Here is a 24354-nt window from a genome sequence, read left to right on the forward strand (position 1 = left end):
GCAGCCGGTCGTCAGGCGGCCGGGTACCGCACATCCAGGATCTCGATCTCCTGCTCCCCGCCTGGCACGACTAGGCGCACCGCGTCCCCCGTGCGCGCCTTCAACAAGGCACGCGCCACAGGCGACACCCAACTGATCTGTCCATTTGCACTGTCCGCCTCATCCACGCCCAGGATGGTCACGGTGGTCTCCGTCCCTGACGGATCCGCGTAGGTGACGGTGGCGCCGAAGAATATCTGGTCGCTGCCGTGGTGCTGAGACGCATCCACCACCTCGGCGATCTCCAGCCGGCGCGTGAGGAAACGGATGCGGCGATCGATCTCGCGCAGACGCTTCTTGCCGTAGAGGTAGTCGCCGTTCTCCGACCGGTCGCCGTTGCTGGCAGCCCAGTGCACGATGTCCACGATCTTTGGCCGTTCATCGTCGATCAGATGGAGGAGCTCCGTGCGCAACCGGTCGTAGCCGGCCCGCGTGAGGTAGTTCTTGCCACCGGGCGCAGGGGCTGCCGCGGCCGCATCCTCCTCCTCGTCGCCTGCGTCGTCGCTCTCGCGGGTAAAAGCCTTGCTCATGACTGACGGGTCGCTATTGCACGCGCGACAACAGCACGCGCGACAACAAAGAAAAAGCCCGCAGCTTGTGGCTGCGGGCTTCTGGTTTGGCGCGGCTGGCAGGATTCGAACCCACGACCCCTTGGTTCGTAGCCAAGTACTCTATCCAACTGAGCTACAGCCGCGAAGCCTTGCATTGTAGCAGCTTTTTCGGTGTTGGTAGGCCGTGTTGGACTTGAACCAACGACCAAAGGATTATGAGTCCTCTGCTCTGACCAACTGAGCTAACGGCCCGGAGCCGGGATTGTAGGGGCCCGCGAGGATGCACCTACTTCGGGTGGTGGCTCAGCGCGTTGCCCACCAGCTTGGCCGTCACGTCCACGATCTGGATCATGCGTTCGTAGGACATGCGCTGAGGACCGATCACGCCCAGCGTACCCACCACTTGGCCGTCGACCTCGTAAGGCGCGGTGACGACCGACAAGTCTTCATAGGGGACGACCTGACTTTCACCGCCAATATAGATACGCACACCATCCGCCTGTGCGGAAACGTCCAGCAGGCGGATCAGTTGGGTTTTCTGCTCGAACAGATCGAACATGCGCCGCAGGTTGTCCATGTCGCTGGAAAACTCGCTGACGGAAAGCAGGTTCCGCTCGCCCGACACCACCACGTCTTCGGCGGCGGCCCGCCCTTCGTTGCCGATGTCGACCGCGGCCTTCATCAGCTCGGCGATCTCCCCGCGCAGTGCCTCGACCTCCGTCTTGAGGCGCTCGCGTACAGCCTCCATGGTCAGACCGGAGTAATGGGTGTTGAGAAAGTTGGCGGCTTCCAGCAACTGCGGCTGGGCAAAATTGACCTGGGTGTGGATGATGCGGTTCTGCACCTCGCCATCGGGCGAGACGATGATCACCAGCACGCGCCGCTCGGACAGGCTCAGGAACTCGATATGGCGAAAGACCGAGGCCCGTCGCGGCGCCATCACCACCCCCACGAACTGCGACAGGCTGGAAAGCATCTGTGCGGCATGGCTGATGACCCGATGCGGCTGACCCGATTCGATGGCCGGCCCGGCGATGTCAGGCACCGGCTGAATCACTTCCCGGCGCACTGTGAGCATGGTGTCGACGAAAAGCCGGTAGCCGCGCGCGGTGGGGATGCGGCCAGCGGAGGTATGCGGACTGGCGATGAGGCCCAGGTCCTCCAGATCGCTCATCACATTGCGGATGGTCGCCGGCGAGAGTTCCATGCCGGCCGCCTTGGCCAGGGTGCGCGAGCCGACCGGCTGCCCGTCGGCGATGTAGCGCTCAACGAGGGTCTTGAGAAGCAGCTTGGCGCGTTCATCCAACATGAGGGCATTTTACGGAAGGATGCCGTTTTCCGGTCTTGGAAAAACAAGGGTTAACAGGCAATCTCCCACGGACCGGCTATGTTGTAATTTGCCGATGACCATGCCCGACGAGACCTCTGTCAAACCCTCGCGCAAGAACCGGCCGCTGAGGTTCGCTCACGTCGTCATCGTGGGCAAGTACCAGGCCCCCGGTGCCCGCCACGCCGTGGACGACATCGCGCATTTTCTGCACCAGGAGGGCTGCGATGTCTCCCTGGAACAGGAAACGGCCCTCAACACAGGCCTGCTGCAGTACCCGGCGCTGGACGTGGCGGCCATGGGCCGCTCCTGCGATCTGGCGTTGGTCGTGGGGGGCGACGGCACCATGCTGGGCTTTGGCCGCAGGTTGGCGCGCTACGGTCTGCCGCTGGTCGGGATCAACCAGGGCCGCCTGGGCTTCATCACCGACATCGCGCTCGATGCCTACCAGGACAAGCTGCGCCCCATCCTGCGCGGCGAATTCGAGGAAGATCCGCGCGCGCTGATCGCCGCTTCGGTCTGGCGCGATGGCCGGTGCGTGTTCGAGGCCACCGCGTTGAATGATGTGGTGGTCAACCGGGGTGGCGCGGCCAGCATGATCGAGCTGCGCGTGGAGGTAGACGGCCACTTCGTGGCCAACCAGCGCGCCGACGGCCTGATCATCGCCTCGGCCACGGGCTCCACGGCCTACGCCCTGTCGGCCGGTGGCCCGATGCTGCACCCGGCGCTCGGTGGCTGGGTGATGGTGCCGATCGCGCCACACACCCTGTCCAACCGGCCGGTGGTGTTGCCGTCGGACTGCGAGATCGCGGTGGAGATCGTCTCCGGGCGCGATGCGAGCGCGAACTTCGACATGCAGTCGCTGACGTCGCTGCTGCACGGTGACCGCATCGTCGTGCGCCGCTCGGAGCACGCCCTGCGCCTCCTGCACCCGGTAGGCTGGAACTACTTCGACACCTTGCGCAAGAAGCTGCATTGGAACGAAGGCGCTTGAAAGCCCCGGCACAATAGCGGATCCCGTTTCAGCATCGTCTCCGCCGCCGCTTCTCCCGCCATGAGCCTTCGCCGCATCGTTCTGCGAGATTTCGTCATCGTGCAGTCCCTTGACCTGGAGCTGCAACAGGGCTTCGGCGTGCTCACGGGAGAAACGGGCGCGGGCAAATCCATCCTGATCGACGCCCTGCAACTCGCGCTGGGCGCACGGGCGGAAAGCGGCGTGGTGCGCGAAGGAGCCACCCGGTGCGAGGTCACGGCCGAATTTGACAGCCCCACCAGCCTGGGCGCCTGGCTGGAAGAGCAGGGTTTCGCTTCCGAGGACAGCCTGCTGCTGCGCAGAACGGTCGATGCCGAAGGTCGCAGCCGCGCGTGGATCAACGGCAGCCCTGCCACTGTGGCGCAGCTCAAGACACTGGCCGACAGTCTGGTGGACATCCATGGCCAGCACGCCTGGCAGAGCCTGACCCGCGCCGACGCCGTGCGGGAACTCCTGGACGCTTATGCGGGCATCGACACCGCGCCGGCATCCAAGGCCTGGACGGACTGGCGCCAGCGGCGCAAGGCGCTGGAGGCCGCCAGCGAACGGCAAGCCTCCCTGCAACAGGAAAGCGAGCGCCTGGCCTGGCAGATCGCGGAGCTCGACAAACTCGCCCCACAGGCAGGTGAATGGGGCGAACTCAACACCCAGCACAGCCGACTGGCGCATGCCCAAACCTTGCAAGAGGCCGCGCAGACCGCGATACACGCCCTGGATGAAGCCGACGACAACGCGGCCGCCCTGGTGCACCGTGCGCTGGCTGCTTTGCAGGCCCAGGCCGGCATCGAACCTCGGTTCAGCAGCGCGATCGAAGCCCTGGAAACGGCGCTGGCCCAAGTGCAGGACACGGTGCACGATCTGAACCAATACGTACGCCACGCCGACCAGGATCCCGCGAGCCTGGAAGCGCTCGACCAGCGCCTCTCGCTCTGGGTGTCACTGGCGCGCCGTTATCGGCGTACCCCCGAGGAACTGGCCGACGTGCATGTCCAATGGCAACGCGAACTGGCAGACATCGACCAGGCACTCGACCTGGCTGCCCTGGAGAAGGCCGAGCGCGCCGCCTGGAAGGCCTTTGCGACGACGCTGCAACAGGTCTCACGTGAACGGCAGAAGGCGGCCCCCCGGCTTTCCAAGGCCGTCACGCAGACCATGCAGACCTTGGGCATGCAGGGTGGCGCGTTCGAGGTGGCGCTGCTGCCGCTGGACGAACCCCAGGCCCATGGCGCCGAGCAGGTGGAGTTCAGGGTCGCCGGCCATGCCGGTGCCACGCCCAAGCCGGTGGGCAAGGTGGCTTCGGGTGGAGAGCTTTCTCGCATCGCGCTGGCCATCTCGGTGGTCACCAGCCGCCTGGGCCACGCCCCGACGCTGATCTTCGACGAGGTGGACTCGGGCATCGGTGGTGCCGTGGCGCACACCGTCGGCCAGTTGCTGCGGCAGTTGGGCCAGGACAGACAGGTGTTGGCCGTCACCCATCTGCCCCAAGTGGCCGCCTGCGCAGACCACCATCTGCTGGTCAGCAAACAATCTGCCGGACGGCAGACACTGAGCACAGTGACTTCGATCGACCAGGAGGCACGCGTTCGCGAGTTGGCCCGCATGCTGGGCGGCGGCGAACAATCGGAAATCTCGCTCGCGCATGCGCGCGAACTGCTCGCGGTTTGACTCGCCATGAACAGCGATCCCGTCACCCCTACCCAACTGGTGCTGATCACCGGAATGTCCGGCTCCGGCAAGTCCGTGGCGCTCACAGCGCTGGAAGATGTCGGCTTTTATTGCGTGGACAACCTACCCCCGGAGTTGCTGGAGTCGTTCATCGAGCTGGAACGCAACCACCAAGCCTCCAAGGTGGGCATTGCCATGGACGTTCGCAGCGCCGCTTCGCTGCCTGGCCTGCCGCGCCGTCTGGCACGTCTGCAAGAGAACACCGAGCAGCCCGTGCATCTGACCACGGTGTTCCTGGATGCCACCACCGAGACCTTGGTGCGCCGCTTCTCGGAAACGCGACGCCTGCATCCGTTGTCTCTGCGGCAGACGCACGACCAACATCGCGCGCTCGTCGATGCGATCGAACACGAGCGCGATTTGCTGGCCGAATTGCGCGAACAGGCCTTGGTCATCGACACCAGCCTGATCCGTCCAACCCGCCTGCGCAGCCACATCAAGGAGTTGCTGGGTGCCGCGCGGGCCCCGCTGACGCTGGTGTTCGAGTCGTTTGCCTTCAAGCGCGGCGTGCCCATGGACGCCGATTTCGTGTTTGATGTGCGCATGCTGCCCAACCCGCACTACGAGCCGGAGTTGCGTCCTCTGAGTGGACGCGATCGGCCCGTAGCCGACTTCCTGGCCGCACAGGCGGACGTGGGTCAAATGGAGCAGCAGATCACCGGCTTTCTGCGCCATTGGTTGCCGCAGATGGTGCACGACCACCGCAGCTACGTGACGGTGGCCATCGGCTGCACCGGAGGCCAGCACCGCTCCGTCTACCTGGCCGAACAGTTGGCCCAGGCTTTCCGCGGCGAATGGTCCACCCGCGTTCGCCACCGCGAGATCGACGGCTGGCCCAGCGCTAGCTGAGTTGCTGGAGCAGGACGCGCACCGGCGCGGGCAATCCGTGCGAGGCCAAAGCCGCGTCCGCCACCCAAATGCCATCCTGTTCGCGGTCCACGAGGGCCGCGAGCGGGTCCACGACATCCAGCAGCATGGGCTGCAGGCGCAGTTCCCGATGGGTCAGCGCATGAGAGACCGGATCCAGTGCCTGTAACCGGGGAGCGAGCGACGAGGGCAGCGACGCACGCAACGCTTCTTCCTCGCGGAACACGGGTGGACAGTAAAGCCCCGCCCAGATGCCTGGCGCGGGGCGCCGCTCCAACCAGAAGCGGGTACCAGCGCTGTGGCGATCGCGCAAGAGCAGCAGCCACCAGCGTTCAAAACGCCGCTGCAGACGCCGCGTCTTCACCGGAAAACGGGTTTGTTCCCCCATAGCATGGGCTTTGCACAGCACCTGCACGGGGCAGCCGGTGCAATCCGGGCGGGAGCGGTGACACAGGGTGGCCCCCAAGTCCATGAGTCCCTGGGTGTAGGCCGTCATGTCATCCGCTGTGGGCGCGGAAGGCAGCAGGGCCTGAGCCAACCCCCAGAGCTCGCGCTGGGGTGCCGCCTGAGACAGATCACCCTCGAAGGCCAACAGGCGGGCCAACACCCGGCGCACATTGCCGTCGAGGATGGATATCCGTTCGCCATGGCAAAAAGCCGCAATGGCCGCAGCCGTGGATGCGCCGATGCCCGGCAGCGTCTGCAAGGCTTCGGCCGTGCGGGGAAATGCCCCACCGTGCGCGGTCATCACCTGCTGTGCGCAACGATGCAGGTTGCGCGCCCGGCTGTAGTAGCCCAAGCCACTCCAGAGTGCCATGACCTCGTCCGGAGCACCTTCGGCCAGCGTCTTCACGTCGGGGAAGCGGGCAAGGAAACGCGGGAAGTAAGCCAGCACGGTACTGACCTGTGTCTGCTGGAGCATGATTTCCGAAAGCCAGACACGGTACGGATCACGCGTGCCCTGCCAAGGCAGGCCATGCCGGCCCGCGCGGCGTTGCCAGTCGATCAGGCGCGGCGCAAACGCCAGCGGGAGCGCCGCGGCCGGTGGCACAACCGTGGTCATTGGGCGCCTTCTCGCACCACGTGCTGCGGGCGCGAGCGCCTTCGGAACGGCCGGGCGGCGCTCATGGAATGGCCCTCCGCACTGCGTGCTGCGGGCGCGAGCGCCTTCGGGACGGCCGGGCGGCGCTCATGCCGCCAGGGCTTCTGCAGGTTCGTCCTCGGGCGTGGCGAGCAGGTGCTCGGTCAGCTCCACCAGCTTGGCATCGAGCTGGTGGAGCGTGGCCTGGTGCACTTGCAGTTCGCGGATGCGCTCGTCCAGGCCGCTGGCGGCCTGCTGGATGCGGGACACCGCCTCGATGCGGCGGCTGAAGTTGCGGCGGCGCTCGCGCAGTTGCGCATCGAGCTGCGCAGCAGCCGACTTGTTCCACAGCTCAACCTCGTTGACCGCGGTGTCGTAGACCACGCGCAAGCGGCTCATGAGGGCCCTTGCCAGGCGCTCGGCAAACTCCGGTTGCGCCAGGCGCAGCGCATTGCCCAGGCTGAGGTACTGCAGATGGCTTTTCTCGATCAGGTCGAGGTCCTTCACGTACTGTCCCAGCCGAGGCGGAGAAGGCGCCTGCAGCGAGAAGCCGTACTCCGCATTCAGGTTCTTGAAGCTCCCTTCCAGCATGGACTGTATGTCTCCAGCCATGCGGTCGGCCTTGATCATGTCGGCGCGCAGCCGGTCAAAGGTCTGGTCGTAAGCCCGGCGCACGCCGAGTTTGATGCCTGGTTGCTTGAGCGTCTTGCCCAGCGTGCCCACCTCGGTCTTGAGATGGGTTGCACTCAGCAGCGCGAACAGGTCCTTGAGCAAGCGCAGGTGGACCGAACGCACGGCCTGGATCTTGGCACCACTGGCATCGAAGTCGGCCTGCTCCTGCTCGATGCGCAACCGCATCTGCTTGATGACACCCGCGTTCTTGCCACGCAGGCCGTCCAGCTCCTGGATTTGCTCCACCAGGTCACGGGCACGCGTGTGCACCATACGGCCGGCCTCGCTGCGCAGTGCCTGGATGCCAGAGGCCACCGCCGCACCCAGGATACGTCGCCGCTGTCCCAGCAGATCCACGCCCAGGGCAGTCTCCAACTCCAGCAGGTTGCTCGCCTCCAGCAATTTCTTGTCGCGGCTGACCTTGGCGAGCAGCCCCTTCTGAGCCGACACCGCCAGCACCTGGCGCGGCGACAGGCCCAGAATTTCCGCCGAGTCGGTGCGCTGGGACGCAATCTGCATCTGAATCTGCTCAGGCGAACTGAGCGCATCCCACATGGTGTCGATCTTGTTGAGCACGACCAGGCGCGCCTCCCGCCCATCGCCGAGCACCGAGAGGTGCTGGCGCCAGATGGTCAGATCCGATTTGGTGACACCGGTATCCGCCGCGAGGATGAACACCACGGCATGGGCTTGCGGCAACAGGCTCACCGTGAGTTCAGGTTCCGCACCGATGGCATTGAGCCCGGGTGTGTCCAGAATCACCAGCCCTTGCTTGAGCAATGGGTGGGCCATGTTGATGAGCGCATGGCGCCAGCGCGGCACCTCGATGAGGCCGTCCGGTCCGGGCAGCGGGTTGTCCTCAGGGATCTCGTCGTGCCAGAAACCCAACGCGGCGGCTTCGGCCTGCGTCACGCGTCGCACTTCGGCAACCTTCTGAATGGCGCGCGCGAGTTGTTTGGGGTCTGTTACGTCCAGATCGACACGCTCCCATTTGTCCGGCGCGTGCCGCCAGTCCAGCAGGGACTGCGGCTGCAGGCGGGTCTCGATCGGGAGCAGGCGCAGGCACGGAGGCACCTCGGCGTCGTACCCCAGCTCGGTTGGGCACATGGTGGTGCGTCCCGCGCTCGCGGGCATGATGCGCCGGCCATAGCCAGCAAAGAAGATGGCGTTGATCAACTCGGACTTGCCGCGCGAGAACTCGGCCACGAACGCCACCGTGATCTTGTCGTTCTTCACCTGGGCGTGCAGTTGGTCCAGCCGTTCACGCAGACCGGGTTCCATGAGATCGTGATCGACCAGCCACTCGGAAAGCAGCTTCAGGCGCAAGGCAAACTGCTTGCGCCATATCCCGTGCTGCTCGAAATCCTGATTGAAACTCATAAGCCCGATTGTCTGTGAATCGGTCAATATAGCATCGGGTTCACGCTGAAAACCGACCGGTCTCTGAGCCCGACAGCCGGCCCGTCAAGACCGCTGGCACACCGGACAAAAGAAGGTCGACCGCTGCCCTTGACGGATCGATCGGACCGGTGTTTCGCAGACCCTGCAGGGCATTCCTTCACGGCCGTACACCATGGCATCGAGCTGGAAATAGCCGCTCTGCCCTTGCGCGCTGGAAAAGTCGCGCAGGGTGCTTCCCCCCAACGCCACCGCGCGCTGCAGTACCGAGACGATGGCCGCGTGCAGCTTCGCCGCACGCGCTCCGCTCAGGCGGTCCGCACGCAATGTGGGACGGATCCCGGCCATGAACAGGGCCTCAGAGGCGTAGATGTTGCCCACCCCGACCACCACGTCGCCGCCCAGCAGAACCTGTTTGATGGGGGCGCGACGCTGGCGCAGAGCACGGTGAAAGGCCACGGGATCGAAAGCCCCCTCCTCCAGCGGTTCCACACCCAGCCCATCCAGCAGCTTGCGAGAGCGGGCATCCTCCAGGGACGGCACATGGACAACGGCGCCAAAGCGCCGCGGGTCGTGCAGACGGAGAACGCCTCGGCTGGTGTGCAGTTCGAAATGGTCATGCGCCCCGGTTGGCGGCAGGTTCGGCGCGAACTGCAGACTGCCGGACATGCCCAGGTGCAGCAACAACAGGCCCTGATCGAAATGAATCAGCAGGTACTTGCCCCGGCGAGAGACATGGAGCACCTCGCGCCCGACAAGCGCCTCGGGCTCACAACCCAGCGGCCAGCGCAGTGGCTTGCCCAGCCACAGACGTTGCACCCGGGCACCGGAGATGCGGTCGGCGAAACTGCGGCGGGTGACTTCAACTTCGGGTAATTCAGGCATGGCGCAAACAACGTGAAGCAATAGGCGGGAACGCCGTAGCGGTGTTCGGATCACACCCAGGTTCGCTCAGAACGTTCCATTATCATGATCCGATGAAAACAGCGCCCCGCCCTGCCTTGCCAACCTGGATGCGGCCCGCACTTGCCGCCTGGCTGATTGGCCTGGCCTTCGGCGCGTTGGCACAGCCGGCCCCCGCGTCCGCACCGCCGGCACCGGTGGTGGTGGCGCAACCTCCTGTGGTCAATTCGGCGCTCAACGCGCCCCTCTTCTACCAGTTGCTGCTGGGCGAACTGAATGTGCGCGGTGGCGATCCAGGGGCCGGCTACTCCCTGATTCTCGATGCCGCGCGGCGGCAGCGTGATCCCGCGCTGTACCGCCGTGCGGTGGAAGTTGCGCTGCAAGCCCGTTCGGGTGAGGCGGCCCTGAGCGCGGCACGCGCCTGGGCCCAGGAGGCCCCCGCCGATGCGGAGGCCAATCGCTATGTCTTGCAGATGCTGCTCGCGCTCAACCGCCCAGCAGAAACAGCGCCTGTTCTCAAGGCCATTCTGCAGGCAGCGGGCCCGGACGAGCGCAACGACATCATCAACGCCATCCCCCAGACCTACGCCCGCGTCCAGGACAAGGCGCAAGCGGCCGCAGTGGTGCGAGAAGCCCTGGAGCCTTCGCTGAAACAACCGGCACAGGCCGCCGCGGCCTGGACCACCGTGGGTCGCATGGCCCTGGCCCAGGATCAGTTGCCGCAGGCCCTGGCGGCGGCTCGCCAGGGCCATGAAGCGGACCCCGCGTCGCCTTACCCGGCACTGCTGGCGCTGGAACTGCTGGAACGTGGACAGGCCGATGCAGAACCCCTGGTTCGCAGGCAGTTGCTGGTGAGCACCAGCAACTCGTCGGACGACATCGCCGTGGCGCTTGCCTACGCGCGCATCCTGATGGACCTGCAGCGCCATGGCGAAGCGCGCACCCAGCTCGAAGCCCTGACCACGCGCCAACCCGATCAAGCGGACCCCTGGCTGTTGCTCGCCTCGCTCCAGGTGCAGGACAACGCGCTGCCTGCCGCGACCGAGTCCTTGCAGAAGTACATGAGCCTGGCCCGTCGCAGCGGCGACGAACGTGCCGCTCGCGGCCTCACCCAGGCCTATCTGCTGATGGCTCAAGTGGCGGAGAAGCAGAAGGACTTCGTTGCGGCCAATGCCTGGCTGGACCGGATAGAGAATGTGGACGACATCATGGCCGCGCAGGCTCGCCGCGCCTCATTGCTGGCCCGTCAAGGGCGCATGGCCGAAGCCCGCGCGCTGTTGCGCAACCAGCCCGAACGCCGCCCCGAAGACGCGCGGCTCAAGCTGATCGCGGAAGCACAATTGCTGCGCGACTTCAAGGACTTCGAACAGGCCTACCAAGTCTATGGAGAAGGGGTGCGCAGCTTCCCTGACGACACAGACCTCCTCTATGACCAGGCCATGATGGCCGAGAAAGCCGACCGCCTCGACGAAATGGAGCGCTTGCTGCGCCGGCTCATCGCCGCCAAACCCGACCATCACCACGCCTACAACGCCTTGGGCTATTCACTGGCCGACCGCAACCTGCGCCTGCCCGAGGCCAAGCAACTGATCGAGAAAGCGGTCTCGCTCGCGCCTGGAGATGCCTACATTCAAGACAGCCTGGGCTGGGTGGAATTCCGCATGGGGAACGCGGCACGGGCTTTGAGCATTCTGCGTGCTGCCTACTCCAAGCGCCCAGATGCCGAAATAGCAGCCCACCTGGGCGAAGTGCTGTGGTCTCAGGGACAACGTGACCAGGCTCTTCTTGTCTGGCGCGAAGGCCTGCTGCTCTCGGCCGACAACGAAACCCTGCAGGGAACCCTCAAGCGCCTGCAAGTCACGCCATGAGTCGAGGTTGGGGCTGGAGTGCACTGCTCCTGGCGGCATTGCTCAGCGCCTGTGCCACGCCTCTGCGTCCGGCTGGGCCCGGTGAAGAAGCCTGGAACGGTCGCCTCGCATTGCAGGTGGACAGCCAGCCACCGCAATCGTTTTCCGCCGGATTCGACCTGCGGGGCACGGCGGCCAGCGGGGAGCTGCAACTGGTCTCTCCTCTGGGCAACACCCTGGCCCTCGTGAGTTGGACCCCCTCCGGCGCAGAGTTGCGGCAGGGCAACCAGGTCACGCGGCGTGGCACGCTGGATGAACTCACGACGGAACTCAGCGGCACCGCGGTCCCTGTGGCCGCACTGTTTGGCTGGCTGCGGGGCCAACCCGCCGAAGCGCCCGGCTGGCATGCCGATCTTTCGCGCCACCGAGAGGGCCGCATCATGGCGCGGCGCACCGAACCGTTGCCCTCCGCCGAGTTGCGCATCGTTTTCCAACCATGAAAACACCCCCGTTGAAGCGCCTGCTGGACGTTCCCGCGCCGGCCAAGCTCAACCTGTTCCTGCACATCACCGGCCGCCGTGCGGACGGCTATCACGAGTTGCAATCGGTGTTCATGTTGATCGATTGGTGCGATACCCTGCACTTCGATCTGCGCCAAGATGGCGCCATTGACCGGGAAGACATCGGGGGCGGGCTCTCGATCCCACTGCCAACTGAGGACCTGGCGGTGCGAGCAGCCAAAGCCCTGCAAAAGGCCACCGGCTGCCGCCTGGGAGTGCGCATCGGACTGGAGAAACGCCTGCCCGCAGAAGCTGGGATGGGGGGAGGCTCATCGGATGCGGCCAGCACCCTTGTGGGGCTCAACCGCCTCTGGGGATTGGGGTTGAGGCGCCAAGACCTGGCCGCCATCGGCCTGCAACTCGGCGCGGATGTGCCTTTTTTCATCGGCGGCCACAACGCCTGGGTCGAAGGTGTGGGCGAAAAGCTCCTGCCGGTGAGCCTCCCACCCGCCCGCTTCGTGGTGGTCAAACCTCCTGGCGGCGCGTCCACGCAACGCATCTTCAGTGCGCCTGAGCTCAAACGGGACACAAAAACTGCTACAATCCAAGGCTTTGCTGCAAATGCTGCACAAGGGGTTTCAGCTGGGCCGGAAAGCGGGCACGGCGTGAAAAACGAAGTGCTTGATATCCGGAAGCTTCTGGAATTCGGGCACAACGACCTCCAACCCGTGGCGCAAGCGCTCTGCCCTGAAATAGGGCAATGCATCCAGTGGCTGGCAAGCCTGGGTATGCAGGGGCGCATGACCGGTTCGGGAACCGCGGTGTTTGCACATATGGCACAGGCCATGGACCTGCCCCAAGCCCCCCAGGGCTGGACGGTCCGGACGTGTGCCAACATGGATGCACATCCATTGCTCGACTGGTGCACCGACTAGAATCGGCACGCACGCAGCCCAGGCAGTGGTTGCGCAACCTGCGACATATCGAGGTGGGGTGTACGGTGACATGCCGAACGCCCGACCTGCGTAGGGGAGTCGCCAAGTTGGTTAAGGCACCGGATTTTGATTCCGGCATGCGAGGGTTCGAGTCCTTCCTCCCCTGCCACCGTTTTTCGAGTCATACAGGTATGCGAACGGCCATCCCCGGATGGCCTTTTTTTGATGGCGCTCCCGAGAGGCCGCCGTTCAAACCGCTGGGAACACCATGCACGTTCAGCCCCCGGATTTCATGATCTTCACCGGCAACGCCAACCCGGTGCTGGCCTCCGAGATCGCCCAGCATCTGGGCACGCAACTGGGTTCGGCCAACGTGGGCCGCTTCTCCGATGGCGAGGTCACGGTGGAGATCACGCAGAACGTGCGCGCCCGCCACGTATTCGTGATCCAGTCCACCTGCGCGCCGACGAACGAGAACCTGATGGAGTTGCTCATCATGGTCGATGCGCTCAAGCGCGCCTCGGCCGAGCGCATCTCCGCCGTCATCCCCTACTACGGCTACGCGCGCCAGGACCGCCGCCCCCGTTCGAGCCGGGTGCCGATCAGCGCCAAGGTGGTGGCCAACATGTTGCAGACCGTGGGCGTGAGCCGCTTGCTCACCATGGACCTGCACGCCGACCAGATCCAGGGCTTCTTCGACATACCCGTCGACAACATCTACGCCTCGCCTGTGCTGCTGGGTGACCTGCGCACCAAGAACTACGAAGACCTGCTGGTGGTCTCTCCCGACGTGGGTGGCGTGGTTCGGGCACGCGCGCTGGCCAAGCAGCTCAACTGCGACATGGCCATCATCGACAAGCGCCGCCCCAAGGCCAATGTGTCGGAAGTGATGCACGTGATCGGGGATATTGAAGGTCGCAACTGCGTGATCATGGACGACATGATCGATACGGCCGGTACCCTGGTCAAAGCCGCCGAGGTGCTCAAGGAACGCGGTGCCAAGAACGTGTATGCGTACTGCACCCACCCGATTTTCTCGGGCCCGGCCATCGAGCGCATCGCCAAGGGCAGCGCACTCGACGAGGTCGTGGTGACCAACACCATTCCTCTTTCGCAGGCCGCACAGGCTTGCGCCAAGATCCGCCAGCTTTCCGTGGCACCGCTGATGGCAGAGACCATCGCGCGCATTGCTTCCGGAGAGTCGGTCATGAGTTTGTTTGCCGACCAGGACAACCTCTTCTGAGTTTGTCCGGACAGGCAGCAAAAGCGGGCGGCCTCCATGGTGGGGGTTGCTCTTTTGAAACTGAGGCGTTCTGGTCGCGGAACCCCTCTTCTGGAGAATGTCATGCAATTTGTCGCTTTTGAGCGCGCCAAGCAGGGAACGGGTGCGAGCCGCCGTCTGCGCAACACCGGTCGCGCGCCCGGTATCGTGTTTGGCGGGGAAACCACCGCCACCCCGATCGAACTCGATCACAACGCCCTGTGGCACGCCCTGAAGAAGGAAGCCTTCCACGCCTCCATCCTCGACATGGAACTCGGCGGCAAGGTTCAGAAAGTGCTGCTGCGCGATGTGCAGTACCACCCCTACAAGCCACTGGTGCTGCATGTGGACTTCCAGCGCGTGGACGAGAAGACCCGCCTGCGCAAGAAGGTTCCGCTGCACTTCGAAGGTGCCGAGAACTCGCCCGCGGTCAAGGAAGACAAGTGCCTGATCAACCATGTGTTGACCGAAATCGAAATCGAATGCCTGGCCACCCAGTTGCCTGAGCACATCAGCGTCGATCTGAGCAACGTGACCAAGGGTTCCACCATCCACACCGGTGACCTCAAGCTGGCCAAGGGCATCAAGCTGGTGACGCATGGCCGCAAGAACATCACCGTGGCGTCCGTGGTGGAGCCGGTGGAAGAAGTGGTGGCAGCCCCCGTGGCCGCAGCAGCCGATGACAAGAAGGCTGCCAAGGGCAAGGGCAAGAAGTAAGCCCTGCTGGCTTCTCGTGAAGGCCCGCCCCGTGCGGGCCTTTTTCGTTTTCGGCAGTTGGATAATCTCGTCCCATGATCAAACTCATTGCCGGACTGGGCAACCCGGGGCCGGAATACGAACAGACGCGCCACAATGCCGGCTTCTGGTGGGTGGATGAGGCAGCGCGGCTGCTCAAGGTGTCGCTGCAGATGGAGCGGGGCCATTTTGGCCTGGTCGCGCGTGCCAACGTGAACGGCCAGAACGTATGGCTTGTCGAACCCCAGACTTTCATGAACCTCTCGGGCAAGTCGGTGGCTTCGGTGGCACGCTTCTTCAAGATAGCGCCTGAAGAGGTGCTCGTGGTGCACGATGAACTCGACCTGCCACCAGGAGAGGTCAAGCTCAAACGCGGTGGCGGTCATGCCGGCCACAATGGTCTGCGCGACATTCATGCCCAACTCGGCAACCCCGACTACTGGCGCCTGCGAGTGGGCATCGGCCACCCCGGCAACAAGAACGAGGTGGCGAACTGGGTGTTGAAGAAACCCTCACCCGATGACCGGATAGCGATTGCCCAGGCGCTGGATCGCAGCCTCAAGGCGCTGCCTCATCTGATCGCAGGGGAGATGGACAAAGCCACGGCGCTGATTCACACCAGCAAACCACCCAGGCCCAAACCGCCCCGCCCCACGCCTCAGGCGGACGGGGGAACACCGCCAGGTGAAGAGGGCTGAGCGGCCTGTTGCAGGCGGCGGTATTTCTGCAGAAGGGTTTCGCGCGACTCGATGTGCTCGGGGTGAACCGGAATACAGCTCACGGGGCAGACCTGTACGCACTGCGGCTCGTCGAAATGACCGACACATTCGGTGCAGCGCGCCGGATCGATCTCGTAGATGGCCTCACCCATATAGATCGCCTGGTTCGGGCACTCTGGCTCGCACACATCGCAGTTGATGCATTCATCGGTGATCATCAGGGCCATGGCCGGCTCCCGTCCCTCAGGCCTGCAAGGGTCGGGGTTTGAGCAGCCCCGCCACCGACGCGTTCACCATCTGCGACACGTCCCCACCCAGCAGGGATATCTCGCGCACCAGGGTGCTGGAGATGCACTGCAGTTCGGCCTGTGGCAGCAGGAAGACCGTCTCGGTCGCCGGGTGCAGCTTGCGGTTCATCGCCGCCATCTGGGCTTCGTAGTCGAAGTCGGTCATGTTGCGAATGCCCCGTACCACGGCGCTGGCGCCATGCACACGGCAGAAGTCCATGATGAGCCCCTCGAAGGGCATCACGCGCACGCGCCCCGGCATGCGGGAGGCCGCTTCCGCCACCATGTCCAGGCGCTCCTGCAGGCTGAACCGGGTCTTCTTGTGGTGTGCGATGGCCACCGCGATGATCACCTCGTCAAACAGTTGCGCGGCTCTGCGCGCCACGTCCTCGTGCCCCAGGGTGACCGGGTCGAAGGTGCCGCTGTAGACCGCCACGCGGTTCCGGCCTGAAGAAGTGTCTCGGGTCATGGCAGGAATTATGCGCGAGGCCCCAAACCGGGCCTCTACTGCGCAGGCAATGGCCGCAACAGGTGAAAGGCCACCGCTCCGGCCTGGCCCTTTCTATGCACCTGCAGGCCGAGCCGGGCCAGTTCGTCCTCCAGCCAGGGACGTGGCGCCTCCAGGTAGACAAGCCCGTGTTGCTCATGCACAGCCTGTCGGGCCGCACGCAAGGCATCGGTCACCAGGGCATCGTTCTGGCCGTCGGCGAAAGGCGGGTCCAGAAACACCGCATCCAGCTGCTGCCCTGCGCGCTGGCGCAGCACGGCCAGACCATCGCCGCGCTCCACGCGAACGGCGGCGGCCTTGAGGCGCCCCACGATCTGGTTCAGCGCCGCGACCAGACCGGGGTCACGCTCGACGAGAAGCACCTCGGTCGCGCCACGCGAGGCGGCCTCTAGCCCGAGCGCACCCGTTCCAGCGAAGGCATCGACACAGCGCCAGCCAGCGAGGTCATGGCCGAGCCAGTTGAAGAGTGTTTCGCGCACACGCGACGGCGTGGGACGCAGACCCGGCCGGTCGGCCACCGGTAAGCGCGTGCGCTTCCACTGACCGCCCAGGATGCGAACTTCATGGGGAGGCGGCGAAGCACGGCCCTTCAAGATTTGGCCCCCACCACCACGGTGACCTGGCGATCCGGCTGGAGCACGCGTGCAAATGCGCGCTGGATATCGGCCACGCCGACCTGCCGCACACGGTCGGTCCAGGTGTCGAGGTAGTTCAATGGCAAGCCGTTCCAGGCGATGTTGGCGACGTTGTCCAGCAGCTTGCGGTTGCTGTCTATGCGCAAGGCGAACCCGTTGATGAGGAAGTCCTTGGCCGACTGCAACTCGGCCTCGGTAGGGCCGTCGGCGACGAAGCGGCGCAGCACCTCACGGGCCACATCCACGGCGAGTGCAGCCTGGTCAGGCCGCGTGGTCAGGCCTATCTGGAATGCGCCGGCATGGCGACCCGGAGAAAAGTAGCTGTACACGCTGTAGCTCAGGCCGCGCTTCTCACGCACCTCGGTGGTCAGGCGCGAGACGAAACCGCCGCCGCCCAGGATGTAGTTGCCCACGAACAGGGGAAAGAAGTCCGGGTCGTCGCGCGCGATGCCAGGCTGACCGATGAGCACCTGGGCCTGCGCGGCGTCGAAAGGAATGCGCTCGTCCACCGCGCGTGTCAGTGGAGCAACTGCCTGCACTTCCTGCAGAGGCGGGCAGCCATGGGCCTGCACGGCCGCCATGAGCTGGCCCACGATGCGGTCCGCGCGGGCCCTGTTGATTGCCCCCACCAGCGTGACTTGCGCTCGGCAAGCGTTGACGTGCCGGCGGTAGAAAGCCTGCATGTCCGTCACTTCGATGGCGCGCAGCGTGTCTGCCTCGACTTGGTAGCCATATGGATGGCTGCCATACACGGCTCGGCTGAAAGCCCGCGCAGCATGGGTGCCGGGTCGGGTTTCAGCCTCCCGCAGCGCGGCCAGCATGCGCTCACGGTCGCGCTGCCAGACCTTGTCCGGCCAGGCCGGCGATGCCAACTGGCGGGCTGCCAGCGCCACGGCACGCTCCAGCAGGTCGGGCTCGGTGAGGCTGCGCAACGACACGCTGAACCGGTCACTGCCGGCCTGCGCACCCAACTGCGCGCCCAGGTCCATCCAGGCCTCGCTGAGCTGGTTTTCGTCCAGGGCGGGCAACCTGCCCTGTGCATTCACACCCGCTCCCGACAGCAGGCCGGCGGTGGCGCTGGCCAGGCCGGCCTGGGCGGGTGGATCGCGCCGGCTGCCGCCGTCGAAATCCAGTTGCACGTCGAGCATGGGAATCTGCGGACTTTCGACAAGGTAGACGCGCGCACCACTGGCATGCGTCCAGTGCGCAATGGGAATGGCGGCCTGCGCCAGGGCGCAGAAGAACATGGAGAGGGCAGCAACGCTCCAGATGCACCATCTGGGCTGGGCAAAACGGTGGTGGGTTGGCATGGGGTTCATCGGCAAGGCATTCATCAATGCCGGCTGAGTGCGGGCCTCGCGCCGGCAGGGCGCGTCGGCGATGCGTCGCGCCTGGAGGCATCGGGCACCAGCACCGCGGTCGTGAGCTGTTCGTCGGAGAAATGGCGCTGCGCCACGGCCTGTACCTGCTCCGCCGTGACCGCGCGCAAACGGGCCATGAGCCGAGCCGCGGCATCCAGCCCCAGTCCATTGACCCAGTAGCTGCCCAGTTCGCGCGCCTGGTTCACCACGGAGTCCAGCTTGTACACCTCACCAGCCGTCCATTGCGTCTTCACGCGCCGCAGCTCGGCCTCGCTGATCCCGTCGCGGGCGATCCGCTGCACTTCGGCCTTGAGGGCCGCCTCGGCGGCAGCGGCACTCAGTCCACGCGCCGGCACGGCGCTGAGCGTGAAAACCTGCGGACCACGGCCCATCAGGCCATAGGAGGCGCTGGCACTGTCCGCCACGCGCGGTCCGCCGCCCTCACCCTGAACCAGCGCGCGGTCCAGGCGCGCGCCACTGTAGCCGTCCAGCACGGCCGCGAGTACCGTGAGCGCCAGGGCGTCCTGGTTGTCGCGGTCTTCATCGGCCAGTCCGGTCCAGCGCGGCACCTTGTAGACCAGCGCCACCATCGCCTGCTCGGCCACGGCACGGTACTCCATGCGGCGCGGCCCGGCCTGCGCGGGCTCCTCGCGCGGCTTGCGCGGCGGCAGGGCCCGTGCGGGAATCACGCCGTAGTACTTGCGGGCGAGGGCCAGCACCTTGTCCACATCCACATCTCCCGCCACCACCAGGGCGGCATTGGCCGGCGTGTACCAGCGCTGATGAAAGGCCCGCACGTCGTCAGGCGTCATCGCGTCGAGATCGCTCATCCAACCAACGATGGGGCGGCGGTAAGGGTGGGCCTGGAACACCATGGCATTGAGCGCTTCGTACATGCGCGCACGCGGGGACTCCTCGGTCCGCTGCCGGCGCTCTTCCTTGACCACTTCGATCTCGCGGCGGAACTCCTCGTCTGCCCACTGGTTTCGCGCAAAACGATCGGCCTCCAGTTTCATCACGTCCTCCAGGCGCTCGGCGGGCACCTGCTGGTGGTAGGCCGTGGCATCGCGGCTGGTGAACGCGTTTTCGCGACCGCCCAGTGCCGCCACACGGCGAGAGAACTCGCCGGGCGCCACATCGGGCGTGCCCTTGAACATCATGTGCTCCAGCGCGTGCGCCACGCCCGACGTGCCATCCACCTCGTCCATGGCCCCCACGCGCACCCACAGCATGTGCACAGCCGTGGGTGCGCGGTGGTCGGGCCGCACGATCACGGTCATGCCGTTGTCCAGCGTGAAGGATTGGACCCGCTCCGAAGTCTCCCGGCCCTGCGCCAGGCCCGCCACCGGCCACAAAAGAGCCCAGGAAAGCAAAAGGAAAAGGAGGGTCCCCAGACGGGTGAGGGGCGGGCTGGGGTCGCGTTTCATAGAATGCAATGGATTCTAGAGATTCCCAAATGTTCTCTTTCTTCCGAAAAAAGACTCCCTCCCCGCCCCCCCCTGCCGATCCCGCGCCAACGGCGGTTGCTGCGGCACCGGCACCCGCCGCGAACGAGACACCGGCCACGCGCCAGGGCTGGCTGGACCGCCTCAAGGCCGGCCTGCGAAAAACCGGCTCGGGCATTGCCACGGTGTTCACAGGCACGCAGATCGACGAAGCCCTGTACGAAGAACTGGAAGCGGCACTGCTCATGGCCGACACTGGCGTGAAAGCGACCACGCACCTGCTGGACGACCTGCGCCGCCGAGTGAAAGAGAGCAAGGCCACCGAGCCGGCCGCCGTCAAAGGCTTGCTGGCCGATGCCATCGCCGATCTGCTCCAGCCGCTGCAGAAACCGTTGGTGATTGGCGAGCACCGACCCACTGTGATCATGGTGGCCGGTGTCAACGGCGCCGGCAAGACCACGTCCATCGGCAAACTCACACGCCATCTGGCCGACGAAGGTGCCTCGGTGCTGCTGGCCGCGGCAGACACCTTCCGCGCCGCCGCGCGCGAGCAGCTCGCGGTCTGGGCCGACCGCAACACGGTGGAGATCGTGACCCAGCAAGGTGGCGACCCCGCCGCGGTGAGCTTCGATGCCGTCACGGCCGGCAAGGCGCGCGGACGCGACGTCGTGCTGGTGGACACGGCGGGCAGACTGCCCACACAGCTCCATCTGATGGAGGAATTGCGCAAGATCAAGCGGGTGGTGCAGAAGGCCGACCTCACGGCCCCGCACGAAGTCCTGCTGGTGATCGACGGCAACACCGGACAGAACGCGCTGAACCAGGTCAAGGCCTTCGACGATGCCTTGCAACTTACGGGGTTGATCGTCACCAAGCTGGACGGCACGGCCAAGGGCGGTGTGCTGTGCGCCATTGCGCGCGAAAAACCGGTGCCCGTCTACTTCATCGGGGTGGGTGAAAAACTCGAGGACCTGGAAACCTTTGACGCGCGCGAGTTCGCGCAAGCCCTGTTGGCCTGAGCCCGTCTCAGAGTTCTTCGTCGCTGTAGCGGCGCCACTGCCCCATGGCGCTGCGCATGAGCTGAAGCTGGCGCTCGAACCGGGGGCACGCAGCGCATACCGCCAGGTGCAGCCGCAAAGCCAGGCGATCCAGAATGGGCAAGGCACGGTCCTCCCTGGCAATCAGCAGGGCGCTGACTTCCTTGCAGGTACGGCGCAGCGGATAGCGGGCTTTCATGGTGTGCGGGCAAACCAGTGCAGTTCCAGACACTCGCGCAGGCGCAGGCGCGCGCGGTGCAGTTGCACGTAGAGATTGGTCGGCGTGAGAGACAGTTCCTTACATATTTCTTCGCTGGACAACTCCAGCCACTCACGCATGAGAAACAGACGCCCTTGGACCGCAGGAAGTTTTTCTGCACAGGCCTCCAGCACGGCGAAGAACTGACGGCGGCCCAGATCCTGTTCGGGATTGCCCCAGTCGGCGGGCGGTTCGATGTAGTGCCCGTCCGCGTGGAAAGCCATGTCTTCGAGCGGATCGGCACGCTCATCCTCGCCATCCCCCGGCGCTTGCACCTCGCGGCGGTGCTGGCGCAGCGCATCGATGATCTTGTGCTTGAGGATGCCGACCATCCAGGTCTTGAGTTGGGAGCGCTGAGCGAACCCCTGCGGTTTCGCGAGCGCCGCCAGCAGGGCCTCGGACACCGCATCCTCGGCCCAGGTCTCGTTGCGCAACTGCAGGCGAGCGAACTTCAACAGGTAGCCGCGCAGGTCGGCGACTTGCTGTTCAAAGGATCCGGCCTCGGAAGTCGACATGCGGGCTGAGTGTAATGAAGGTGCGCTCGCCACACGCAGCGACCTTTTCTTTTTTTGCTCAGCGTAAGAAAACGCGGCTGCGCCAGACCAATGTTCAACCCGCGAGGCTTGGTGGCTCCGCCGTCATGGCCACGGGTTGATGTTTCCCTCTGTCCACTTCTTCTTTCCAACCCAACCGGAGCTCTCCATGAACCAACGTCAACTGATCGCCGCCGCCGCCACCTCCCTGATGTCGATGGCCTTGCTTTCCTCACCCGCCCTGGCGCAGAACGCCGCCAAAGAGAAGTGTTATGGCATCGCCAAAGCCGGGCAGAACGATTGCGCCAACCTCGCCGGAACCCACTCCTGTGCAGGCCAGGCCAAGATGGACCACGACCAGGGCGACTGGAAATACGTGCCTGCAGGCACCTGCAAGCAGATGAAGGGCATGACGCAGGACGAAGCCAAGATGGGCATGAAGAAGTCCTGAGCGCGCGCGCGGATGCACCAGCCATGACCGCCGATACCCCCGCATTCGCCCACGGGACGGTCAGCCCAGTCGGCATAGGCTGGCGGCATCCGCACTATGCAGATCTGCTGGAGAACCCATCGGGACTGGACTTCATCGAAGTCCACAGCGAGAACTTCTTTGCCGAAGGCGGCGCCGCACGCGCCGTGTTGCGGCAAGGCCGCGAGCAGTTGCCTGTGAGCCTGCATGGCGTGGGCCTTGCACTGGGGTCCGCCCTGGGCATTGACGACGGGCACCTGGATCGGCTCGCCCGCCTAGTGACCGACGTCGAACCCGTGCGCGTGAGTGACCACGCCTGTTTTGCGCGTGGCCCTCTGCAGCCCGACAGGGTGGGCGCCACCGCAGTCCACGCCGCCGACCTGCTGCCCATTCCCTTCACCTTCGAAGCCCTCGACGTGCTGTGCGCCAATGTGCAGCGCGTGCAGGACCGCCTGCGCCGCTCCATCCTGGTGGAGAACCTCTCCGCCTATGTGCACTGGCGCGATCAGGAGATGGACGAGGTCGAGTTCCTCGTTGAACTGGTGCGCCGCAGCGGTTGCTCGGTGCTGCTTGACGTAAACAACCTGTTCGTCAATGCGCTGAACCACCAGAGAGCAGGCCTGGGAGGGGATCCGCTGGCGGCTTGCATGCGTTGGCTGGATGCACTGCCCCGGGACAGCGTGTCGGAGATACATCTGGCCGGCCATCGCGACTGTGAGGACATCGTCATCGACGACCACGGCAGCCGCGTGGCCGCACCCGTCTGGCGGCTCTATCACCACGCCCTGAGGCGGCTGGGACCGATCCCTACGCTCATCGAATGGGATACCGATCTTCCACCCTATGAAGTCCTGCTGGAAGAAGCCGCTCTCGCGCGCCGGCATGCCGCAGACGCCGCTTCCCGCGCGCAGCGCCAGGAGACAACGACGTGAACACGCCCCTGACATCTCAGGGACGCCTGGCCCAGCAGCAGTCTCTTCTGCTGCACGCACTGTTCTCGCCCCCATCCCGGAGCGAATCCACACCGTGGCTGCGAGCCCCGAGCGAGCGGGGCCTGCAGGCCTACCGGGCGAACGCCGGCGTGCTGGCCGAGCGAGCCCTGCGCGCGGCCTACCCGGTGGTGGCCAGCCTGCTGGGCGAACGCAACTTCGCGCCGCTGGCGCGCGAACATTGGCGCGAGCATCCACCCGTACAAGGCGATCTCGCCCTATGGGGCGCGGCGCTGCCCGAAGGGCTGCGACACCACCCTCAACTGGTCACGCTGCCCTATCTGGCCGATGTGGCCCGTGTCGAATGGGCCATGCATAAAGCGGCCGGTGCGGCAGACCTGACGCTGGACGCCGACAGCTTCGGACACCTCACACGGGACGACGCCGACACATGGGGCCTGCGCCTGGCACCCGGCACGGCCCTGGTCTCCAGCCCATGGCCGGTGGTCAGCCTGATCCAGGCCCACACATCGGGCTCACCCTCCCTGGACGATGTTGCGCAGCGAATCCAGCAACGCGAGGCGCAGTGCGCGCTCGTCTGGCGCGCGGGCATGCGTACCACGGTGGCGGCCTGCACGCCGGCGGAGTGCGCGTTTCTGCAGGCCCTCGCCGAAGGCAAAGCCCTGTCCCATGCCTTGACGCTGGCGGTCGACGGCGGCGAGGACTTTGCCCTGGTGGAATGGCTGCAACAGGCCGTCATGCGGGGCCTGGTGCTGGGCGCCGTACCCGCCCTACCCGACAACGAGGCATTTTCATGACGCACCCTCCCTTGCTGCAGCGCATTCAATCACTCTGGACCCCGATCGCCCGCCTGCTCGATCTCATGCGGCCTGCTGCCGTGCTGGGCGCGCGCCTCTATGTGGCACAGGTGTTCGTGCTCTCGGGCCTGACCAAGTTGCGGGACTGGGACACCACGTTGCTGCTTTTCACCGAGGAATACCACGTGCCTCTGCTGCCCCCCGCGGTGGCGGCGGTCGCGGGTACTGCAGGCGAACTGGCGTTGCCCGTGTTGCTGACGTTGGGCCTGGCGGGCCGCTTCGCCGCACTGGGCCTGTCGGTGGTCAATGGAGTCGCCGTGCTGAGCCTGGCAGAGATCGCCCCGGCGGCACTGCAGTTGCACGTCACCTGGGGCGTGCTGCTGGGGGCGCTGGTCTTCCACGGCATGGACCGGTGGTCGCTGGACCACCGGCTTGCGCTCAGCCGACGACCGGGGTCCTGCCTGACGGCTTCTTAAGAAT

The 24354-nt window shown here is 65.4% G+C and carries 26 protein-coding genes and 3 tRNA genes; 15 read left to right on the forward strand and 14 right to left on the reverse strand.

Annotated elements, in window-relative coordinates:
* Positions 1-11: 11 nt before the first annotated feature.
* From greB to hrcA, 4 genes are all read right to left on the reverse strand, one after another.
* On the reverse strand, positions 12-569 hold the full coding sequence (greB, locus tag KIT53_RS06365) for a transcription elongation factor GreB (protein WP_297749389.1): 558 nt from the start codon (positions 567-569) through the stop codon (positions 12-14).
* Positions 570-656: 87 nt separating this feature from the next.
* Positions 657-733 (reverse strand) — tRNA-Arg (locus tag KIT53_RS06370).
* Between the two features lie 32 nt (positions 734-765).
* Positions 766-842, reverse strand: a tRNA-Ile gene (locus tag KIT53_RS06375).
* A 34-nt stretch (positions 843-876) separates the two neighbouring features.
* A complete protein-coding gene (gene hrcA, locus KIT53_RS06380; RefSeq protein ID WP_297749392.1) occupies positions 877-1899 on the reverse strand; it encodes a heat-inducible transcriptional repressor HrcA in 1023 nt (340 codons plus the stop codon).
* 94 nt (positions 1900-1993) lie between these two features.
* Between hrcA and KIT53_RS06385 the strand changes: the two genes are divergently transcribed.
* Genes KIT53_RS06385 through rapZ form a run of 3 tightly spaced genes read left to right on the forward strand, consistent with a single transcriptional unit; the run spans position 1994 to position 5524 of the window.
* Positions 1994-2911, forward strand: a complete 918-nt coding sequence (locus KIT53_RS06385; RefSeq protein ID WP_297749395.1) for an NAD kinase — start codon at positions 1994-1996, stop codon at positions 2909-2911.
* A 60-nt stretch (positions 2912-2971) separates the two neighbouring features.
* Positions 2972-4615, forward strand: a complete 1644-nt coding sequence (gene recN, locus KIT53_RS06390) for a DNA repair protein RecN (RefSeq protein ID WP_297749398.1) — start codon at positions 2972-2974, stop codon at positions 4613-4615.
* Positions 4616-4621: 6 nt separating this feature from the next.
* The gene (gene rapZ / locus KIT53_RS06395; RefSeq protein ID WP_297749400.1) at positions 4622-5524 is read left to right on the forward strand and encodes an RNase adapter RapZ; all 903 of its coding nucleotides are present in this window, start codon (positions 4622-4624) and stop codon (positions 5522-5524) included.
* On the opposite strand, the gene mutY is transcribed toward rapZ, so the two are convergent.
* The 3 genes from mutY to mutM form a co-directional block, all read right to left on the reverse strand.
* Complete coding sequence (mutY, locus tag KIT53_RS06400; protein WP_297749403.1) at positions 5517-6605, reverse strand: A/G-specific adenine glycosylase; 1089 nt, start codon at positions 6603-6605, stop codon at positions 5517-5519. The genes rapZ and mutY overlap by 8 nt on opposite strands.
* A gap of 126 nt (positions 6606-6731) precedes the next feature.
* Positions 6732-8675 (reverse strand): dynamin family protein, encoded by a 1944-nt coding sequence (locus tag KIT53_RS06405; protein ID WP_297749406.1) that lies wholly within the window; start codon positions 8673-8675, stop codon positions 6732-6734.
* Between the two features lie 84 nt (positions 8676-8759).
* Positions 8760-9578 carry a bifunctional DNA-formamidopyrimidine glycosylase/DNA-(apurinic or apyrimidinic site) lyase gene (gene mutM / locus KIT53_RS06410; protein WP_297749409.1) on the reverse strand — a complete coding sequence of 273 codons (819 nt, stop codon included), beginning with the start codon at positions 9576-9578 and terminating at the stop codon, positions 8760-8762.
* Positions 9579-9670: 92 nt separating this feature from the next.
* Between mutM and KIT53_RS06415 the strand changes: the two genes are divergently transcribed.
* The 7 genes from KIT53_RS06415 (at position 9671) to pth (ending at position 15572) form a co-directional block, all read left to right on the forward strand.
* Positions 9671-11464: a tetratricopeptide repeat protein gene (locus KIT53_RS06415; protein ID WP_297749412.1), complete on the forward strand. Its 1794-nt coding sequence runs from the start codon at positions 9671-9673 to the stop codon at positions 11462-11464.
* On the forward strand, positions 11461-11943 hold the full coding sequence (locus KIT53_RS06420; RefSeq protein ID WP_297749415.1) for an outer membrane lipoprotein LolB: 483 nt from the start codon (positions 11461-11463) through the stop codon (positions 11941-11943). The genes KIT53_RS06415 and KIT53_RS06420 overlap by 4 nt, the downstream gene beginning before the upstream one ends.
* An 11-nt stretch (positions 11944-11954) precedes the next feature.
* On the forward strand, positions 11955-12878 hold the full coding sequence (ispE, locus tag KIT53_RS06425) for a 4-(cytidine 5'-diphospho)-2-C-methyl-D-erythritol kinase (protein ID WP_297749650.1): 924 nt from the start codon (positions 11955-11957) through the stop codon (positions 12876-12878).
* 92 nt (positions 12879-12970) lie between these two features.
* Positions 12971-13047 (forward strand) — tRNA-Gln (locus KIT53_RS06430).
* 99 nt (positions 13048-13146) lie between these two features.
* Positions 13147-14121, forward strand: coding sequence for a ribose-phosphate pyrophosphokinase (locus KIT53_RS06435; protein WP_297749418.1), 975 nt, complete (start codon positions 13147-13149; stop codon positions 14119-14121).
* A gap of 102 nt (positions 14122-14223) precedes the next feature.
* Positions 14224-14856, forward strand: a complete 633-nt coding sequence (locus KIT53_RS06440; protein WP_297749421.1) for a 50S ribosomal protein L25/general stress protein Ctc — start codon at positions 14224-14226, stop codon at positions 14854-14856.
* Between the two features lie 74 nt (positions 14857-14930).
* The gene (gene pth, locus KIT53_RS06445; RefSeq protein WP_297749424.1) at positions 14931-15572 is read left to right on the forward strand and encodes an aminoacyl-tRNA hydrolase; all 642 of its coding nucleotides are present in this window, start codon (positions 14931-14933) and stop codon (positions 15570-15572) included.
* On the opposite strand, the gene KIT53_RS06450 is transcribed toward pth, so the two are convergent.
* From KIT53_RS06450 to KIT53_RS06470, 5 genes are all read right to left on the reverse strand, one after another.
* On the reverse strand, positions 15533-15820 hold the full coding sequence (locus KIT53_RS06450; protein ID WP_297749427.1) for a YfhL family 4Fe-4S dicluster ferredoxin: 288 nt from the start codon (positions 15818-15820) through the stop codon (positions 15533-15535). The genes pth and KIT53_RS06450 overlap by 40 nt on opposite strands.
* A gap of 16 nt (positions 15821-15836) precedes the next feature.
* Positions 15837-16349, reverse strand: a complete 513-nt coding sequence (coaD, locus tag KIT53_RS06455) for a pantetheine-phosphate adenylyltransferase (protein ID WP_297749430.1) — start codon at positions 16347-16349, stop codon at positions 15837-15839.
* Positions 16350-16384: 35 nt separating this feature from the next.
* A complete protein-coding gene (gene rsmD / locus KIT53_RS06460; protein WP_297749433.1) occupies positions 16385-16981 on the reverse strand; it encodes a 16S rRNA (guanine(966)-N(2))-methyltransferase RsmD in 597 nt (198 codons plus the stop codon).
* Positions 16978-18270 (reverse strand): pitrilysin family protein, encoded by a 1293-nt coding sequence (locus KIT53_RS06465; RefSeq protein WP_297749652.1) that lies wholly within the window; start codon positions 18268-18270, stop codon positions 16978-16980. Before KIT53_RS06465 ends, rsmD begins: the two co-directional genes overlap by 4 nt.
* Before the next feature lie 86 nt (positions 18271-18356).
* The gene (locus KIT53_RS06470; protein ID WP_297749436.1) at positions 18357-19664 is read right to left on the reverse strand and encodes a pitrilysin family protein; all 1308 of its coding nucleotides are present in this window, start codon (positions 19662-19664) and stop codon (positions 18357-18359) included.
* Between the two features lie 176 nt (positions 19665-19840).
* On the opposite strand from KIT53_RS06470, the gene ftsY reads away from it, so the two are divergent.
* Positions 19841-20848, forward strand: a complete 1008-nt coding sequence (ftsY, locus tag KIT53_RS06475) for a signal recognition particle-docking protein FtsY (RefSeq protein WP_297749439.1) — start codon at positions 19841-19843, stop codon at positions 20846-20848.
* A gap of 7 nt (positions 20849-20855) precedes the next feature.
* Here ftsY and KIT53_RS06480 read toward each other — a convergent pair whose 3' ends face one another.
* Both KIT53_RS06480 and KIT53_RS06485 read right to left on the reverse strand, forming a co-directional pair.
* Positions 20856-21065, reverse strand: coding sequence for a zf-HC2 domain-containing protein (locus KIT53_RS06480; RefSeq protein ID WP_297749442.1), 210 nt, complete (start codon positions 21063-21065; stop codon positions 20856-20858).
* A complete protein-coding gene (locus KIT53_RS06485) occupies positions 21062-21640 on the reverse strand; it encodes a sigma-70 family RNA polymerase sigma factor (protein ID WP_297749443.1) in 579 nt (192 codons plus the stop codon). The genes KIT53_RS06480 and KIT53_RS06485 overlap by 4 nt, the downstream gene beginning before the upstream one ends.
* Positions 21641-21827: 187 nt before the next feature.
* On the opposite strand from KIT53_RS06485, the gene KIT53_RS06490 reads away from it, so the two are divergent.
* The 4 genes from KIT53_RS06490 to KIT53_RS06505 are packed head-to-tail and all read left to right on the forward strand — an operon-like array spanning position 21828 to position 24350.
* A complete protein-coding gene (locus KIT53_RS06490; RefSeq protein WP_297749446.1) occupies positions 21828-22109 on the forward strand; it encodes a DUF2282 domain-containing protein in 282 nt (93 codons plus the stop codon).
* A 23-nt stretch (positions 22110-22132) separates the two neighbouring features.
* Positions 22133-23059 carry a DUF692 domain-containing protein gene (locus KIT53_RS06495; protein ID WP_297749449.1) on the forward strand — a complete coding sequence of 309 codons (927 nt, stop codon included), beginning with the start codon at positions 22133-22135 and terminating at the stop codon, positions 23057-23059.
* Positions 23056-23874 carry a DNA-binding domain-containing protein gene (locus tag KIT53_RS06500; RefSeq protein WP_297749452.1) on the forward strand — a complete coding sequence of 273 codons (819 nt, stop codon included), beginning with the start codon at positions 23056-23058 and terminating at the stop codon, positions 23872-23874. The genes KIT53_RS06495 and KIT53_RS06500 overlap by 4 nt, the downstream gene beginning before the upstream one ends.
* Positions 23871-24350 carry a DoxX family protein gene (locus KIT53_RS06505; RefSeq protein WP_297749455.1) on the forward strand — a complete coding sequence of 160 codons (480 nt, stop codon included), beginning with the start codon at positions 23871-23873 and terminating at the stop codon, positions 24348-24350. The genes KIT53_RS06500 and KIT53_RS06505 overlap by 4 nt, the downstream gene beginning before the upstream one ends.
* Positions 24351-24354 lie beyond the last annotated feature (4 nt).

Source organism: Hydrogenophaga sp., from assembly GCF_026125785.1.
Lineage (GTDB): Bacteria > Pseudomonadota > Gammaproteobacteria > Burkholderiales > Burkholderiaceae_C > Hydrogenophaga.

Bases quoted from the DNA above. Each gene is read 5' to 3' on its own strand.
- greB (WP_297749389.1), bottom strand. From the start codon at position 569: ATGAGCAAGGCTTTTACCCGCGAGAGCGACGACGCAGGCGACGAGGAG.
- hrcA (WP_297749392.1), bottom strand. From the start codon at position 1,899: ATGTTGGATGAACGCGCCAAGCTGCTTCTCAAGACCCTCGTTGAGCGC.
- KIT53_RS06385 (WP_297749395.1), top strand. From the start codon at position 1,994: ATGACCATGCCCGACGAGACCTCTGTCAAACCCTCGCGCAAGAACCGG.
- recN (WP_297749398.1), top strand. From the start codon at position 2,972: ATGAGCCTTCGCCGCATCGTTCTGCGAGATTTCGTCATCGTGCAGTCC.
- rapZ (WP_297749400.1), top strand. From the start codon at position 4,622: ATGAACAGCGATCCCGTCACCCCTACCCAACTGGTGCTGATCACCGGA.
- mutY (WP_297749403.1), bottom strand. From the start codon at position 6,605: ATGACCACGGTTGTGCCACCGGCCGCGGCGCTCCCGCTGGCGTTTGCG.
- KIT53_RS06405 (WP_297749406.1), bottom strand. From the start codon at position 8,675: ATGAGTTTCAATCAGGATTTCGAGCAGCACGGGATATGGCGCAAGCAG.
- mutM (WP_297749409.1), bottom strand. From the start codon at position 9,578: ATGCCTGAATTACCCGAAGTTGAAGTCACCCGCCGCAGTTTCGCCGAC.
- KIT53_RS06415 (WP_297749412.1), top strand. From the start codon at position 9,671: ATGAAAACAGCGCCCCGCCCTGCCTTGCCAACCTGGATGCGGCCCGCA.
- KIT53_RS06420 (WP_297749415.1), top strand. From the start codon at position 11,461: ATGAGTCGAGGTTGGGGCTGGAGTGCACTGCTCCTGGCGGCATTGCTC.
- KIT53_RS06435 (WP_297749418.1), top strand. From the start codon at position 13,147: ATGCACGTTCAGCCCCCGGATTTCATGATCTTCACCGGCAACGCCAAC.
- KIT53_RS06440 (WP_297749421.1), top strand. From the start codon at position 14,224: ATGCAATTTGTCGCTTTTGAGCGCGCCAAGCAGGGAACGGGTGCGAGC.
- pth (WP_297749424.1), top strand. From the start codon at position 14,931: ATGATCAAACTCATTGCCGGACTGGGCAACCCGGGGCCGGAATACGAA.
- KIT53_RS06450 (WP_297749427.1), bottom strand. From the start codon at position 15,820: ATGGCCCTGATGATCACCGATGAATGCATCAACTGCGATGTGTGCGAG.
- coaD (WP_297749430.1), bottom strand. From the start codon at position 16,349: ATGACCCGAGACACTTCTTCAGGCCGGAACCGCGTGGCGGTCTACAGC.
- KIT53_RS06465 (WP_297749652.1), bottom strand. From the start codon at position 18,270: ATGTTCTTCTGCGCCCTGGCGCAGGCCGCCATTCCCATTGCGCACTGG.
- KIT53_RS06470 (WP_297749436.1), bottom strand. From the start codon at position 19,664: ATGACCGTGATCGTGCGGCCCGACCACCGCGCACCCACGGCTGTGCAC.
- ftsY (WP_297749439.1), top strand. From the start codon at position 19,841: ATGTTCTCTTTCTTCCGAAAAAAGACTCCCTCCCCGCCCCCCCCTGCC.
- KIT53_RS06480 (WP_297749442.1), bottom strand. From the start codon at position 21,065: ATGAAAGCCCGCTATCCGCTGCGCCGTACCTGCAAGGAAGTCAGCGCC.
- KIT53_RS06485 (WP_297749443.1), bottom strand. From the start codon at position 21,640: ATGTCGACTTCCGAGGCCGGATCCTTTGAACAGCAAGTCGCCGACCTG.
- KIT53_RS06490 (WP_297749446.1), top strand. From the start codon at position 21,828: ATGAACCAACGTCAACTGATCGCCGCCGCCGCCACCTCCCTGATGTCG.
- KIT53_RS06495 (WP_297749449.1), top strand. From the start codon at position 22,133: ATGACCGCCGATACCCCCGCATTCGCCCACGGGACGGTCAGCCCAGTC.
- KIT53_RS06505 (WP_297749455.1), top strand. From the start codon at position 23,871: ATGACGCACCCTCCCTTGCTGCAGCGCATTCAATCACTCTGGACCCCG.